The sequence below is a fragment of the Paenibacillus ginsengarvi genome (assembly GCF_003626695.1).
Classification (GTDB): Bacteria; Bacillota; Bacilli; order Paenibacillales; family NBRC-103111; genus Paenibacillus_AB; species Paenibacillus_AB ginsengarvi.
Genome location: NZ_RBAH01000030.1, coordinates 1 through 14,740, shown reverse-complemented (window position 1 = coordinate 14,740; position 14,740 = coordinate 1). Strand labels below are relative to the sequence as shown.

The following is a 14,740-nucleotide window of genomic DNA, read 5'->3' as shown; positions in this document are numbered from 1 at the left end:
AAGGAGCTGCTTCCGAGGGTGCATCAGTACCTATCTTATCCTCCCGACCTGCGGGATTTTACAACATAAGAACGATACGAGCCGTCCTCCGCAATTTCCAGGCAGTTGAGCTGTCCGCCGAAGCAGCATCCTCCGTCCATGCCGATTTTGTCCCCGCCGAACCAGATGTCCGCCGACTCGTGCATGGCCATAACCGGCGTATGTCCGAAGAGGACCGTTTTGCCGGCCTGTACCGGATGCTTATAGAAGGCGTCGCGAATCCAGATGAACGATCTCTCCGGCTGCTCCTTCCACTTCTCCCCGAAGGAAGGATCGACTCCGGCATGCACATAGATATGACGCGCGTCTTCGTAATATAACGGAAGTGTCTGAAGAAAATCGATATGCGGCTTATACTGGTCCAAAATGAACGATTTGGCCTCGATGTACCGGTCATAATCGAAATCGTATTCGTCCCAGTCCAGCTCGCAATAGCTGCGGATCGTATGAAATCCGCCGTTGCGCAAAAAGGAGGAATCTTTGTGCTGAAGCAGCGCATCGACGAACATCTGATCGTGATTTCCTCGCAGTGCGATGACGCCGTGCTCCTCCACGAGCGCCTTCACCCGGGCGATAACCTCTCTACTTTGTGGCCCGCGATCGCTGTAATCCCCTAACAAAATCAATTTGTCGCATTCGGGGTCGTAACAAGCAACGTCCAGCAGTTCGTTAAATTCCGCGTAACAGCCGTGTAAATCCGATATGACCAATGTCCGTTTATATCCACCGTGATCTGGCATACCCCCGTTACCCGCCTTCCGTGAAGCTTACTATCGTGATCGGCTTCTTTTTCTATTCCATATATAGATTGAAATCGGCTCGGAGTCAATTGCTTTTTGCAGCGCAAATGAACCGGGCAGTGCAACCTTCGGCCGCCGCGTTCGTCTTATTGGATGACAGCATTTGGAAAGGAGTTGATGCCGTGGATTGCAGACCCGGCTGCGGGGCGTGTTGTATCGTCGTTTCCATCTCTTCCGCGATTCCCGGTATGCCTCACGGGAAACCCGCAGGCATTCCCTGTCTTCACCTGACAAACGATTACCGGTGCCAATTGTTCGGCAAACCGGAGCGGCCAATCGTATGCCAAAGCTTACGCCCCGCCCCGGATATGTGCGGGCGCTCCGACGAGGAGGCGTTCGCCATTTTGAGCGCTCTCGAGCAAGCGACAAGGCCTTCCGGCCCTGGCTAAGGAGAGCCTGGCCGCACTTTTCCGCCTGCTCGCGCATGTATTGAAAGAGGTGTGCCGTTTTCGGAACGACGCGCCTATTTTGTATACTTCTCATCCGAGACGAAGGGTTGATCCCCGGAGCAAGATCAGACTCCCAGATCGTCATTTCAAGTCACCGGACGCCTGTTGTAGTCCATTGATTCGTTCCATACATGCGAATCGAACGTCTGAAACGCAAACCTTTCGCCACAGAACGTCATCATGAATATTTTCAGCGTACAACTCGAATGTTATGGAGAGTCGTTTTCATTGCCGTTTGCAATCCTCCGGTTTTTTTGCTACAATAACTGACGAACGTTCGTTAATGTCAGAGGTGGGATTCATTTGAAGCTAAATGAAATCAAAGCGGCGGCGCTAAAATATTTCACGCTTCACGGGTATGAGGGAGCGTCCCTTTCGCAAATCGGGGACGAAGTCGGTTTGAAGAAGCAGTCGATTTACGCTCATTTCAAAGGAAAAGACGATCTGTTCCTGCAAGTGCTGCGCGATGCGAAGGAAACCGAGCTCTCTTCCAAGCGCCGCTATTTCAGCGGTATCGGCACTGAGACTCCGGACAAGGATTTGTACGGATTTTTACAGCTTACGATCGACCTGTTCCAACAAAATGAGCAGCTGAAATTTTGGCTGCGGATGAGCTTTTTTCCTCCCGCTCATCTGGCCAAAGCGATCGAAGCGGAAGTGATCGATATCGAAGACCAGGTACGGGCTATACTGGAGGACAAATTTCAAGGCTGGATCGATGCGGGAACGATTGCGTCTAAATCTGCCAGAACGCCGACACTCGCCTTCCTAGGCGTAGTCGATTCCATTATGCTGAGCCTTGTATACGATGGGGACGAGGAACGGCTCAAGGAGAAGTTGGAGGCGTCCTGGAGCGTATTTTGGAGAGGTATATCACATCATTGATTTTAACTTAATGAAGGTATGAGGTTACTGTTATGAAACAAGCTATCAAGCATCAAAAAACCGTTTTGATTATTTTGCTTAGCAATATTTTTATCGCTTTTCTGGGCATCGGTCTCGTCATTCCCGTGATGCCGTCGTTTATGAACATTATGCATCTGTCGGGCAAAACGATGGGGTATCTCGTCGCCGTCTTTGCGGTTTCGCAGCTTCTGATGTCCCCCCTCACGGGACGCTGGGTCGATCTGTACGGCCGCAAAAAGATGATTATTATCGGCCTGTTCTTGTTCGGCATCTCGGAGCTGATCTTTGGTTTGGGTACGAATGTATGGGTACTCTATCTATCGAGGGTACTTGGAGGAATGAGCGCCGCTTTCATTATGCCTGGCGTCACCGCATACATTGCGGACATTACGTACGATGAAGAACGGCCGAAGGCGATGGGGTATATGTCCGCCGCCATCAGCACCGGCTTTATTATCGGCCCGGGTCTCGGCGGTTTTATTGCCGCCTACGGCATACGCATGCCCTTTTACTTTGCCGCGGTTATCGCCTTTATCGCCTGCTTTTCGTCCATTTTTATTTTGAAGGAACCGCTGAACAAAAAGCAGCTTGCGGAAATAGCCGCCAAAACGCAGCAAACGAACTTTTTCGGCGACTTGAGAAGATCGCTAAATCCGGTTTACCTGATCGCTTTTCTCATCGTGTTCGTGCTTGCATTCGGCTTATCCGCCTACGAAACGATATTCAGCTTGTTCTCCGACCACAAGTTCGGCTACACGCCCAAAGATATTGCCGCCATTATTACGATCAGCTCCATATTCGGCGTAGTCGTGCAAGTGTTCCTGTTCGGTAAAATGGTCGACAAGCTCGGTGAGAAAAAGCTGATCCAATGGTGCCTCATCGCAGGCGCGATCCTGGCGGCGATCTCCGCTTCTATCTCAGGCTTCTGGCTCGTGCTCGCCATAACCTGTCTCATCTTCCTCGCCTTCGACCTGCTTCGTCCGGCGCTGACGACCTTCTTGTCGCGGTCGGCCGGCCAAGAGCAAGGATTTGTCGCGGGGATGAATTCGACTTATACGAGTCTCGGCAACATTGTCGGTCCGGCGTTGGGCGGCGTCTTGTTCGACGTAAACATTCACTTCCCGTATTTGTTCGCCGCCGTGATAATGGCTGTCGGTCTTGTCATCACGTTGTTCTGGAAAGACAAACAATTCGCCGCGAATATGCAGGAGCAGCCGGATGCGGACCAGAAGGCGGCGGGACAACGATTGGCCGAGCAGCAGGCGCGTTGACGAAACAAGGCGCCAAGGTGCTCATATAGGCAAAATGCAAAGCAAACAGGCTTGCTCTCCGCTTGGAGACAAGCCTGTTTGCTGGTTATGCAGCGTCACCGTTTGCGGCCCTTCCCGTCCCCGGTTGCCGTTAGCGGTCTTCCGCCGCCCGCTCTCCTTAGCACCTCCGGGAGAGCTACGCCCAGCAATACGAGCAGCACCCCGATCCATTGGAGGGCGCTTACGGCTTCATGCAGAACCGTCGAGGCCAGCAGCACCGCCACAGGCAGCTCCACCGCTCCAAGGATGCCGGTGAGCCCTTCGCCGATGCGCGGCACGCCGATCGCGTACAACACTGGCGGCAGGAAGGCGCCGAACAGGCCGAGCATGAACCCGTACGGCAGCAAGCCGTTCAGAAGCGCGCCGCTGAAAAGGAAGGACGGCGGGAACAGGACGAACACGAGCAGCATCCCTCCCGTAATCATCCATGCGCTTCGGTAGGCCGGATGGACGGAAGGAACCGCCTTGCCGCTCAGCAGCATAAACAGAGTGTAGCTTAACGCGGACGCCAACCCGAGCAAAACGCCGAGCCAATCGAACTTCGACCAGCCTTGCTCGAGAACGCCGGCAGCGAGCAGCGTTCCGCCAAGCAAAACGGCGAGCGTCAGCAGAATGGTGCCGCCGGGACGCCGTTTTTGCCCGATCGCGTGAATCAAGACGCCCATCCACGTAAATTGAAACAGCAGCAAAATCGCCAGCGAATTCGGAATGTACTTCAGCGACTCGTAGTACAGCAGCCCCGTTATCGCCGTCGGCATACCAGCCGCCATCAGAATCAGGCGTTGTCTCCATGCGGGCTTCACCGGGAGCGTCGATGAGCCGTTCTGAGCGTCTACCCCGGTTCCCGCTCGCCTCCGCTTCCATTCCATATACAGAATAAGCGCCCAAGCGAGCAGAAAGCCGGTTGTTAACTGGCTTCCGACGACCTCGCCCAGCGTATAACCTTTGCCGTACGCCTTCGTTACGATCGTCGACAAAATGCCGTAACATGCGGCGCCGAGCAGTACCGACAATTTATATTTCATCTTCCAGACCTCCCTCTAACGTTTCCGGCAAAAAAAATTCCTTGCCGCGAACACGGATGCTGAGACGCAATCCGTTATTCGTAGCAAGGAAGTTAAGGCTTCCCGTAGAAACCCCCACCCTGTAGTCGCGAGGTTATACGAATGATCCATTCAATTGTGAAAATAACAAGTCACATAATACCGCGCACTCCCTTGAATGTCAATAGGCAAAAAGCCGCCGCGTTGCCGCCCCGACCGCTAAGCTGACCTTGTTCCCCTCCGTCTCTTTGCTTTATAATACGTTTACCGCTGCCATGCAGCTTGTCATTTTGTGCGATTCGTCCCCAATACAGCTGTGCGTTTTACGGAGGTTCCGTATGAAATGCGAATTACTCTCCATCTACTTCGGCAAGCGAAACAGTGCTTCTACGAAGCTGCATAGCCACGATTACTGGCAGCTCGAGATCGTCACCCAAGGCGTCATTCCGGGCAAACTTCTCGGCGAAGCGATCGATCTGGAAACAGGGGATATGCTGCTCATACCTCCTGGCTGGGAGCACGGATTTTGGTACAACGAACCGGTCGTTTCCTGGATCACTTTGAAGTTCGAGCGTTTGCCGGACGACTTTCCCGTCTGGGGCGGGCTCATACGCGGCAACCAGTTTACGAACCGGCTGCTCGCTTCGTTCCGGGCGGCGATTCACGATACGGCTTGCCAGGAGTATGAAAAAGTGTTCATTCACGGTTTTCTCGAAACGATGTTTTATTATGTCCGGTCCGAGCAATTTCATCTAACAAGCGACCCGGACAAGCAGCTCGTGAAGCAGATCACGGACCAGATCATGTCGCGGGCCGGAAGGGCGATAACCATCAACGAGCTGGCCGACCAGCTTTCGTACACACGCAGCCACCTGTCGAAGAAATTCAAGGAACTGACCGGCGAAAGCTTGAAGTCGTACATCGACCGGGTCCGGATTCAAAAAATCGAAGAGCTGCTTCGCTACCGCGAGATCAGTATTACCGAGATCGCTTCCGATCTTGGATTCGGCGATCTGTTCTCGTTCTCCAGATTTTTCAAGAAACATACGGGTCAAAGCCCGAGGCAATACGTGAAGAACGCTTCGACATCCGCATACTGATCCGTTCTTACGTACTCATACAAAAACGCCGTCTCTCCGGAGGGAGGCGGCGTTCTTCTTTTTTATCGCTTACCGCGCCATCTGCGCAAATCGGGCAAATCAAAGTACGAGAGCATTCCCGGCAAAATCGTGGATACTACATCTTGATCCTCGTAATACCGCGAACGCACCCAAGCGGCGACGCTTTCGATACCGCCCACCGCTTCGACAGAGCGGAACCGGTCGTCCAGGGCTGCGGCGATTTCCGCATACAGATTAAACCGGCCGCGCGTATACAGTCGCACATCTTCGGCCGTGCTATTCGGAATTTGGCCGATCATATCGACCGCGCGAATCACGTCAAACGAACGAATCGCGGCCAGACTATCGTCCAGCCAGATCAAATCGGTCGTCAGCTTATGGATCGTGCCGTACCAATCCCATATCGGAACCGGGTTAATCGGATGAGGCGTACAAGCCCCGTCGCCGGTTACATCCAGAACGAGGACGATTCTTCCTGCGGCGCACGTCTCGCGAATCCACTCCTCTTTTTCCTGAAGCCGGTTCGTTCCATGCTCCCATAAAGCTATGGTCACCGGCAGCGTTTGGCCTTCGCGGGCGGTTTCCCGGAACGCCAAGCCGTGATTAAACACGCCTTCCTGACTCCACCACAGATAACTCTCGACTTGAAGCCCCTTTTGCTCCTTCAAAGTCAAGAAACGCGAGTTGAGGTCAAACGGGGCACGCGGCTTGCTTACCCGGTCCCTCAGCCAGAGAACGGCTTCCCGCTGCCGCTGTTCGTCCGGAATCGCCGCAAGCCTGTTCTCGATATCGTTCAAGCGATCGATGTTCTCGTCATATACTGCCCGAGCCTGTTTGTATTCCGCCCGCACCTGACCGGCAGAGGTGCAGTTCAGCAGTTCCGGCTGATGGGGCGCGATTACGCCTTCCGGCAGCGACAGCTCCGCCTGACGCCCAAGTAAATGCTTGGCGAAAAATACGGCAGCCGCATCCGCGAGACGAGCCGAATACTGATGCACCGAACGATCTTCCGCAAGCGCAGGCATATCTGTAATCCCGAACATATCCCAGAACCGTTTCGTTCGGGCGACAGTGCGACGCGTGCCTTCAATCGGGAAAAAGTCGGACGTTGCGGCGAGCACGAGAACCGGCCTCGGCGCCATGGCCAGCACGAGATCCTCGTGGTCGAAGCCCCATTTCGTCATGCCCCGCCAGATCTGCTCCGCATCCTGGGCTTGCCCCGCATACATATAAGATTCCCGGTTCATGATAAAGGTTCCCGGAGCGGCCGCGGCGATGCGCGGTTCGCACAGCATCATGAGACTCGTTTGCAGCCCGCCTCCGGAATTGCCGGTTACGCCGATGCGCTGCGGATCGACCTCCGGCAAGCTGCACAAATAATCGACCGCGCGTATTCCGTCATGGATGAAATAACGGGCAAGGCTGTCGCCGAGCGGCAAACACTGGCTGCCGGCGTAATCGTGCTCCCTCGTCCCCTGGCGAATGACAACCTCTCCGGTATCCGGCTCGAAATAGCTGTACCGTTCCCCTTGCCCCACCGGGTCCATCGCCAGCACGATCAGCCCTTCGGCCACGAGACGCTGGCAGACAGACTGGTAGCGCTCGTATTGCTTCGCATAGTCGGCATGTCCGCACATAAACAGCACGGCGGCGGAAGGCCCCGTAATGCCGTCCGGCATATACAGATTGCAAGTTACGGGAGTGGCGGGGCGAGACTCGAAGATAACGTTCTTAATCGAATACCCCTCGCACTGCAAAGTCCCTGTCACGCGGGGCTGAAGCGGATGATCCGAAGACGGCAGCCCCCCGACCGTTTCGATCAGCTTTCGGCGCATAAGCTCCGTCCGCTCGGCAAGCTGTCCGGGGGTCCGGATCTCGTCGCGGTCGCGATCTCCTTGCTCGAATGCCGCTTGGGAACGGGAATAGACGTGACGCTTCAACTGATCCTTCACATCATAAATGGACAATACAAGCTTTTCCAACTGCTCCATACCCACTGCTGAACATCCTCCCTTTACACGAATTGGACGGTGCCGAATTTGTCGGGACGGTGAAAATCGATCCGGCCGGTCGGGGACCACGCGGAATAATGCCGTTTCCCCTGCGGATCGTCATCAATCCGGTAAAAATTCATGTTCCAGCTCGCCCCCGGAACGGGAGGCTTGTCGAACGTTTCGTTCGCGAAAGCGATATCGTAGATAAGCGTTCCGCTTGCGGAGCGCGTTACTGCCGCCCGCATGCCGTCATCGTTCCAAGACACATCAACGGCGGGCCGCTCCTCCGGCTTCTTTGTGATCCAAGCATCGAAAATGACGCCGCGCGGACTCACTTCGTACTCGCGATACGAGGTGCCGTTTCCCTCCTCATCGAGAAAAACTTCTACGACATCCTCCTTATAGATCGGATCGTCCCGGTTTTCATACGTGGCGACGATATGGTCATCCTCGCACTCGAACCGGATATGCACATATTCGGGAGAACGGCACATCTTCACAACGGTGCGCAGCCGCGAGGGGCTGCCGTCAACCGTTTCGTTCAACTCCGCGGACTCGATCCGGTCCCAATCGATCTCGCCCTGTGCGGGTACGAGAACGCAGCGGTATTCCATTCGTTTCATGATTTGCTTCCTTTCCCGCTTAATCGTTCAAGCGGCGGACAACAGAATTATTAGCAATCGATTACTAAAGCCTATTATAGTACGCTACAAAATTTGGCGTCAACGAGAAATACCGAAAGAACCTACAAAAGGCGCCTCCCCGGCGGAAGCGCCTTTCCCGTTATTCGGCTTCGCTCGTCAGCGCGAACGATATGCCCGCTTTTTTGAGCGTAGCCCGAAATAAAGCCGGCAGCGGAGCCGTAAAGACGCGACCATCCGGCAGCGATATTTTCCACGCGTGCAGCAATTGATGATTCACCTTCTCGAACGGCTTCCCGCCGTATTTGACGTCGCCGAGCAGCGGATGGCCGATGCTTTGCAGATGCGTGCGGATCTGATGCGTGCGGCCGCTAATGAGCTCGACTTCGATGAGCGTATACCCTTTTCCCGCTTGCAGCGGCTTGTAACGGGTGGTCGCTTCCTTCTCGTCCGCCGTCCGTTCGCTCGCGGTTGTGCCGGCCCCTTCCTTCACAACCCTCGTCCGATTGCCGCGTTCGTCGCGGATCAGCTTGGCGTCGACGGTACCGCCATGGGTCAGGGCCCCTTCCACGATCGTTACGTAAAACTTGTCCAGCTCCCGCTTCTGAATCCACTGATTCAATTGATGGAGCATGCCCGCCGTTTTACCGACGAGCACGAGACCGCTCGTGTTGCGGTCCAACCGGTTGGCTGAAGCAGGCAAAAACATGTGGCTGTCCAGCTCGCCTTTTTTGTGCAAATAGGCGTGAACTCGCGTAATCAGCGTTTCCTTCTGCTCCGTTTGGTCCGGATGCGTCAGCAGTCCGGCCGGCTTGTTCACGACCAGCAGCTCGTTGTCCTCGTAGACGACATCGATGTTCGAGACGACGCCCGCGAACTTCACCTTCTTGTTATCGCTGCCGATACTCGCGTCGGCGAACTTGTCGTCCTCGATGAAGATCGTCAGCTCGTCGCCCGCAGCCAGCTCGTACGAGTCTTTTTTGCGCTTGCCGTTTACTTTCACTTTGCCTTGATCGATCATTTTATAAATTTGCCCGAGCGGGTAATTGGGCATCATATTGCGAATATAACGGTGCAATCGTTTTCCGCTTTCGGATGGCGTCACGATGCGGGTAATCATTTGGCGTCAGCACTCCCCGGTTCCGGCTCGTTCGTCCGTTTGCATTATTGTACAGCCGATACCCATCATACCACGTCCGAAGGCAAAACGGGAATCGCAGCTCTATCCGCTGCTTAGCTTCATTTCGCTCAACCGGTTCTCGGTCAGCCTCAGCTTGAATCCGGCTACGTCGCTTAAGATGACGCCGTCCTGATGTCTAATGTCCGGCTCGTCGTTTAGGACGAAAGTAACCGCGGCAATGCCGCTGAATAACGGATGGAGACCGGCGCTCTCCGTTATCGCCTCCGAGCCGAGCATCTCGATCCGGTCCGCTCCATCGCCCAGCTTCAAGTAACGGGAATGCCATACTTCCTGGTGCCCGATCCGCTTCATGTTGGACGGGTCCATCGCTTGAATCCTCATCGGCTCGCGGAACCGAAGCTCCAGACGCGCGCCGATACGGCTGCCAAACTGCCGCCATATCTCGCTCCTTCCTCGAACCATGACGGCTATGTCCTCCGTCGCCTGATGGAACGCCTCCGCCTCTTCTTCCTTTGAGAAGCCGATTCCTCCGCTCTCTCCGGTACTTATCGAATCAGCTAGCAAACGATCCAGGCAAGCTCCGTTCGAGTAAAACGTCCCGGACCAGCCGTCCTTAAAGCGATCCAGCAAAAAGGCGAACGCACACCCGAGTGGATAGCAGCGCCTTCTGACGTCGTCGGGCTCAAACTCGTTTTCGGGAAAGTCGGCAAAGCGGCGGCCGAGCGACTTTTTCTCGATATAGTGGGCCAGCCCTTCCAGCCGTTCCGTGTCACGCTCAAACTCTGCGTATTCGCCCGGCAATGCCTCATACCGCTGCTGACGGATGCGGAGCCCTTCCGCACACCAGCCGCGAGCTATTTTCGAATCCACAGCCGACAGCGCTTTGCTAATCGCCTTCGTCTCAAGCCTTCTAAGCCCGATCTCCCTGGCATTGTCAGCCGGATAAACGAACATGGCGGATAGGTTGCCGCCGCGGTCCGTACAATGAACAGCCTGGAACACATGAAACATCTCGTGCAGGACGATGGACGCCGTGACCGAAAGATCCCGGCTGCCGATTCCATCCAGCATCACAGTCGCCGTTACTTGGCCTTCCAGAACGGCTATCGAATTTGCGCGAACCGCCTCGTGCAAGCCTACATACACATAGATGCTGATATGCCCGTCAACAGGCTTGAAAGAAGGGCTTGGCTGCCCGGACGTGAACAGCCATGTAGCTGCCCCGTCGTACAGCGCGACCGGGATCAAGCTTGGGTCAAAGCCATCCCATAATGGATTTGCAGCCATCCGGTACACCCGATCCATAATCTCGGCAGGTGACATCGCCTTCCCTCCCTCCTGCCGTTACTTGGGCAGCTTGAAGCCGATAGCCGCAAAATGGGCGGGCAGCACATCAACCGACGTATCCAGCCGGTCCAGCTCGTCTACCCGCCCCAGCGCAAAGCCCGCGCCCATGAAATCGTTGATATACATGGCTAGCGGCCGATGATAAGCGCCGAGCGTCGAACGTATCGTACCCGTACCGCCGGATTTCCAAAACTGCTCGCGGTAATCGAGCACTTTGCGCGAGCCGTCTCCGAGCGGATGAGAGAACGGGGATTGGAAGCAAGGATGCATAATGACCCAGATCATCGCGCCGCCCGGCTTCAAAATGCGGTGCGAAGCGCGAAATACCTTCGCATGGTCGGACACATCCATCAGCATAACGCTCGACACGACGAAATCGAATGCTTCGTCCGGAAGCGTGCCAAGCTCCATCGCGTCGTCCAGCACCCAGCGCACCCGATCGCTCTCGCCCCGCGCAATGGCAAGCTGTTCGCTGCTAAGATCGACGCCGGTCACGTCTGCGCCGGAGCGGGACAATCGTAAGCTAAGCTCTCCTTGCCCGCAGCCGACGTCGCATATCGCCAGCCCGCGCACATCGGCCAGTCTGCCAAGCTGTGTCTCTATGTAGCGAAACGCCGCTTCCGGTCCCGTTGGGCCTCCTTGCTTCACCAGTTGATTGTACTGCTCCGCAAATCCGTCATACTGCGCCAAAAGTGCCGCCTCCCATTCGAGAATATTGGCTTAAAAATAAATGCTAAACGATCCAAAACGATGAACGCCCGAACCGTGCCGGTCCAGCCCTGACTCGGCCAACTGCCGGCAAGCATCGCTTACTTCCAGTAGAAACGCCCGATTCAGGTCCATCTCCAGATGGCCGGGAAGCAGCCTGGTGATAAAAGGCAGGCGGCTTACTTTCTCCACCGAGCGGACAAACTGCCGCGGATCGGTTGTCGGGTAGAAGGCGTACAGTGTGCCTTTGTAGATCAAATCCGCTGTATACAGATAGCCTCGCTTCTCCTCGTAAATGCACAGATGGCCGGGCGAGTGACCGGGCGTATGGATAAAGTCGAGCGCACGGTTGCCAAGATCGAGCGTATCTCCGTCGCGGATCAGTCCGGTCGGTTTCCCTCGAAACGGCTCATATCGATCGAGCGAAAAATCGGCCGGAACGGGGATCGTAATATCTCTTCCGACGTCATGGCGAATTTGTTCGATAGGAAGTCCCGGAATGCCGCAGCGCAGCCAATCTTCCTCCTGCTCGTGAACGTAAATCTCGTCAAACTGTCCGTGGCTGCCGATATGATCCCAATGTACATGGGTCGTGATCACTTTGACCGGGAGCCTCGTCAGCTGCCGCACCACCTCGCTCATATCGGCAATCCCGATGCCGGTATCAATCAGAGCGGCCAAACGCTCGCCCAACAGCAAGTACGCGTGCACCTGCTCCCAATGGCCGTACTCGCTGATCGCGTACGTATCCGCATCGACTTGCTCGACCGTAAACCAATCATGACGCAGCGGCATATACAAGCTCCCCTCCTGTCACATTCCAGTCCGTTTCCCGATTTCGGTCAGCAGCTTGCCCACAAACGACGGACGGCCCCAGACGATAAAGCGGCTTTTCTTTTCTTCCTCCAGATACATGTACTTAAACGTCGCTTCGCCTCTATGCGGATCGTCTTCGTTCATAATCACGATCAGATGCTGCGAGATCGCCGCCGCTTCCTGCGCGCTAAGCCTGCAATCCACGATCGAGCACGTTCGGAGCGGATCGCCGCCCGGCAAACCGGGGTCGTTCAAAAAAGCATCGATATCACGCCGCGACTTCTCGTATTGCCTGCTGACAGCTCCTCCCGCCAACTTCTCGACATCCTCTTCCCGGATTCTCCATTCGCCGCCAACCTTTACCGCCTCCAGTTTACCCTCGCGAATAAACCGGCGAATGGTGCGTGGATGCAGCTCTAGCAGTCCGGCAATTTGTTCGACCGTATACAACTCATCATCTCCATATATTACCATTCCATATTAGTGTAGCGGAGGCTAGGGCAAACGTCAATGAATATATGTGACAAAAGGTAACTATACGTAACAATTCGGATTTAATCGTATTTTATTTTTATTTCGATCGGATTTGTCGTACAATTATCAGTATTGAAAAATGACAGAAACGCGGGTGTACACTTGAGAGAATCGAACCGTCCTAGCAAACAATCCCCGGCCGGCAAACCGGGCCAGCGATTTAAACCGTCAACCGACAAATCGCCGAGGCACGCCGACAAAATGACGTCCTCTTCAGGCCGCAGCAGTCGCCGCAGCGATGCAGTGTCCGGCAAATTCGGCAAATCGCGGCGACACGACGCCGTCACCGCCTCCGGCTCCAGCACTTCCGGCCGTGGCGAGCGCCGCAGCGATACGGAGTCCGGCAAATTCGGCAAATCGCGGCGACACGACGCCGTCACCGCCTCCGGCTCCAGCACTTCCGGCCGTGGCGAGCGCCGCAGCGATACGGAGTCTGGCAAATTCGGCAAACCGCGGCGACACGACGCCGTCACCACCTCCGGCTCCAGCACATCCGGCCGCGGCGGGCGCCGCTCCGCCGAGCCCGCAGTCCGTTCCTCCAACGTGCCGAAGCAGGCGATTAGCCTGAAATCGGCACGGCGCAAAGGCGAATGGCTGGAGCTGAAGCTGCCGGACGGGCTGTCCGGCGCGCCGATCGGCGTTATCATGAAGCAGCTGCCGATCGCGGCCAAGCTCGCCGACAAGCTGATCGCTTCGAATGAGGCCGTGAAACAGGGCAATCATCTCCGGCTGAAGCTGTTCCCGCAAGAGTCGCCCGGTTTTCCGGCCGACTGGGAAGAGCTGAACATTTTGTACGAGGACGACTTTACGCTTGTGGTGAACAAACCGGCTGGCGTCGAGGTGCACCCGAGCGTCCAGGGTCAGCGCGGAACGCTGGCGCATGCCGTTGCGGCTTATTACGAAGCGTCCGGGCAAAGCTGCCGGGTCCGTCACATTCATCGGCTCGATAAAGATACGACCGGCCCCGTGCTGTACGCCAAAAACGAATTCGCCCATTACGAATTCGATAAAGCGATGCGCGAGAAAAAAATCGAGCGTATTTACTTGGCCGTCGCCGAAGGCGTCTTCACCCAGAAGCGAGGCAAGATCGACAAGCCGATCGGCCAGGACCGCCATCATTCCACACGTCGCCGCGTCAGCGAAACCGGCGAGCCCGCCGTCACGCTGTTCGACGTTGTGGATACGTTCGCCGATCACACGCTCGTTCGGCTCCGTCTCGAAACGGGCCGCACGCATCAGATACGCGTTCACCTCTCTTCCATCGACCATCCGCTTGCCGGCGACGGCATGTATGGCGGTACGCGGCGGTATATTCACAGACAAGCCTTGCACGGGGAAAGACTCGTCTGGATTCACCCGTGGACCGGGGAACGAATGGAAGTGAGAGCGTCACTACCTGCCGATATGGGCAAGCTGCTCGACGACCTTCGAGCCGAATAATTCACACGCAGCAAAAGGGGGCTATCCCAAAAGTCACTTTTTGATTTTTGATTTCCCACTTAGGATGCTTATCGAAATCAAGGAACCTTCCTGAATATTCATGCCAAAAGACGCTTCCATCCCCACGTTTGCAGTGGTTTTGAAGCGTCTTTGCCTATCGTTTGGGATAGTTTCGTTCACGATCCCCTTTGGGGACAGCACCTTTTTTGGTCTATTCGGTTTTGGACGGGAATGGTACTGCGACGGCTTAACCAGCGGACACCGGCGGAAGGAGTAGATGTCTGCGTCAGGAGTGAGTTGGTTTATCATAAGAGTCTTTGAGGCCACTAGCGTTGCAAAGACTCTATCACACTATGTCAGGTCGTGCTGAATTGAGGAAAAATTCATTTCATTACTTTATTTTACATTAACTTTTTCCGGGAATCCGCCAAAAAGGACAACTCCAACATAA

General features: G+C 55.4%; 14 protein-coding genes and 1 riboswitch. Of the genes, 5 read left to right on the top strand and 9 right to left on the bottom strand.

Going from position 1 to position 14,740, the window contains the following annotated elements; genetic code table 11:
- Positions 1 to 35 precede the first annotated feature (35 nt).
- Positions 36 to 779 carry a metallophosphoesterase family protein gene (locus D7M11_RS29800; RefSeq protein WP_120750926.1) on the bottom strand — a complete coding sequence of 248 codons (744 nt, stop codon included), beginning with the start codon at positions 777 to 779 and terminating at the stop codon, positions 36 to 38.
- Positions 780 to 886: 107 nt separating this feature from the next.
- On the opposite strand from D7M11_RS29800, the gene D7M11_RS29795 reads away from it, so the two are divergent.
- From D7M11_RS29795 to D7M11_RS29785, 3 genes are all read left to right on the top strand, one after another.
- Entirely contained in the window at positions 887 to 1,228 is a 342-nt protein-coding gene (locus D7M11_RS29795) for a YkgJ family cysteine cluster protein (protein ID WP_338042520.1), read from the top strand.
- A gap of 363 nt (positions 1,229 to 1,591) precedes the next feature.
- Positions 1,592 to 2,173 carry a TetR/AcrR family transcriptional regulator gene (locus tag D7M11_RS29790; protein ID WP_120750925.1) on the top strand — a complete coding sequence of 194 codons (582 nt, stop codon included), beginning with the start codon at positions 1,592 to 1,594 and terminating at the stop codon, positions 2,171 to 2,173.
- Between the two features lie 32 nt (positions 2,174 to 2,205).
- Positions 2,206 to 3,465: an MFS transporter gene (locus D7M11_RS29785; RefSeq protein ID WP_120750924.1), complete on the top strand. Its 1,260-nt coding sequence runs from the start codon at positions 2,206 to 2,208 to the stop codon at positions 3,463 to 3,465.
- Positions 3,466 to 3,560: 95 nt separating this feature from the next.
- On the opposite strand, the gene D7M11_RS29780 is transcribed toward D7M11_RS29785, so the two are convergent.
- Positions 3,561 to 4,529, bottom strand: coding sequence for an EamA family transporter (locus D7M11_RS29780; protein ID WP_120750923.1), 969 nt, complete (start codon positions 4,527 to 4,529; stop codon positions 3,561 to 3,563).
- Between the two features lie 61 nt (positions 4,530 to 4,590).
- Positions 4,591 to 4,690: riboswitch (purine riboswitch) on the bottom strand.
- Positions 4,691 to 4,885: 195 nt separating this feature from the next.
- On the opposite strand from D7M11_RS29780, the gene D7M11_RS29775 reads away from it, so the two are divergent.
- Positions 4,886 to 5,647, top strand: coding sequence for an AraC family transcriptional regulator (locus D7M11_RS29775; RefSeq protein WP_158606898.1), 762 nt, complete (start codon positions 4,886 to 4,888; stop codon positions 5,645 to 5,647).
- 62 nt (positions 5,648 to 5,709) lie between these two features.
- Here the strand turns inward: D7M11_RS29775 and D7M11_RS29770 are convergent, their stop codons facing one another.
- From D7M11_RS29770 to D7M11_RS29740, 7 genes are all read right to left on the bottom strand, one after another.
- Positions 5,710 to 7,659: an alpha/beta hydrolase family protein gene (locus tag D7M11_RS29770; protein WP_120750921.1), complete on the bottom strand. Its 1,950-nt coding sequence runs from the start codon at positions 7,657 to 7,659 to the stop codon at positions 5,710 to 5,712.
- A gap of 23 nt (positions 7,660 to 7,682) precedes the next feature.
- Positions 7,683 to 8,285, bottom strand: a complete 603-nt coding sequence (locus tag D7M11_RS29765) for a carbohydrate-binding family 9-like protein (protein ID WP_120750920.1) — start codon at positions 8,283 to 8,285, stop codon at positions 7,683 to 7,685.
- A gap of 160 nt (positions 8,286 to 8,445) precedes the next feature.
- Positions 8,446 to 9,423 (bottom strand): RluA family pseudouridine synthase, encoded by a 978-nt coding sequence (locus tag D7M11_RS29760; RefSeq protein ID WP_120750919.1) that lies wholly within the window; start codon positions 9,421 to 9,423, stop codon positions 8,446 to 8,448.
- Between the two features lie 102 nt (positions 9,424 to 9,525).
- Positions 9,526 to 10,767: a hypothetical protein gene (locus tag D7M11_RS29755; RefSeq protein ID WP_120750918.1), complete on the bottom strand. Its 1,242-nt coding sequence runs from the start codon at positions 10,765 to 10,767 to the stop codon at positions 9,526 to 9,528.
- A 21-nt stretch (positions 10,768 to 10,788) separates the two neighbouring features.
- A complete protein-coding gene (locus D7M11_RS29750) occupies positions 10,789 to 11,481 on the bottom strand; it encodes a class I SAM-dependent methyltransferase (protein WP_158606897.1) in 693 nt (230 codons plus the stop codon).
- A gap of 30 nt (positions 11,482 to 11,511) precedes the next feature.
- The gene (locus D7M11_RS29745) at positions 11,512 to 12,294 is read right to left on the bottom strand and encodes an MBL fold metallo-hydrolase (protein WP_120750916.1); all 783 of its coding nucleotides are present in this window, start codon (positions 12,292 to 12,294) and stop codon (positions 11,512 to 11,514) included.
- 18 nt (positions 12,295 to 12,312) lie between these two features.
- Positions 12,313 to 12,765 (bottom strand): helix-turn-helix domain-containing protein, encoded by a 453-nt coding sequence (locus D7M11_RS29740; protein ID WP_158606896.1) that lies wholly within the window; start codon positions 12,763 to 12,765, stop codon positions 12,313 to 12,315.
- 186 nt (positions 12,766 to 12,951) lie between these two features.
- Between D7M11_RS29740 and D7M11_RS37555 the strand changes: the two genes are divergently transcribed.
- Positions 12,952 to 14,289 (top strand): RluA family pseudouridine synthase, encoded by a 1,338-nt coding sequence (locus D7M11_RS37555; protein WP_240041363.1) that lies wholly within the window; start codon positions 12,952 to 12,954, stop codon positions 14,287 to 14,289.
- The last annotated feature ends 451 nt before the right edge of the window (positions 14,290 to 14,740 follow it).

Excerpts from the sequence above, each read along its gene's own strand:
- D7M11_RS29800 (WP_120750926.1), bottom strand. The coding sequence starts at position 779 with ATGCCAGATCACGGTGGATATAAACGGACATTGGTCATATCGGATTTA.
- D7M11_RS29795 (WP_338042520.1), top strand. The coding sequence starts at position 887 with ATGAACCGGGCAGTGCAACCTTCGGCCGCCGCGTTCGTCTTATTGGAT.
- D7M11_RS29785 (WP_120750924.1), top strand. The coding sequence starts at position 2,206 with ATGAAACAAGCTATCAAGCATCAAAAAACCGTTTTGATTATTTTGCTT.
- D7M11_RS29780 (WP_120750923.1), bottom strand. The coding sequence starts at position 4,529 with ATGAAATATAAATTGTCGGTACTGCTCGGCGCCGCATGTTACGGCATT.
- D7M11_RS29775 (WP_158606898.1), top strand. The coding sequence starts at position 4,886 with ATGAAATGCGAATTACTCTCCATCTACTTCGGCAAGCGAAACAGTGCT.
- D7M11_RS29770 (WP_120750921.1), bottom strand. The coding sequence starts at position 7,659 with ATGGAGCAGTTGGAAAAGCTTGTATTGTCCATTTATGATGTGAAGGAT.
- D7M11_RS29765 (WP_120750920.1), bottom strand. The coding sequence starts at position 8,285 with ATGAAACGAATGGAATACCGCTGCGTTCTCGTACCCGCACAGGGCGAG.
- D7M11_RS29760 (WP_120750919.1), bottom strand. The coding sequence starts at position 9,423 with ATGATTACCCGCATCGTGACGCCATCCGAAAGCGGAAAACGATTGCAC.
- D7M11_RS29755 (WP_120750918.1), bottom strand. The coding sequence starts at position 10,767 with ATGTCACCTGCCGAGATTATGGATCGGGTGTACCGGATGGCTGCAAAT.
- D7M11_RS29745 (WP_120750916.1), bottom strand. The coding sequence starts at position 12,294 with ATGCCGCTGCGTCATGATTGGTTTACGGTCGAGCAAGTCGATGCGGAT.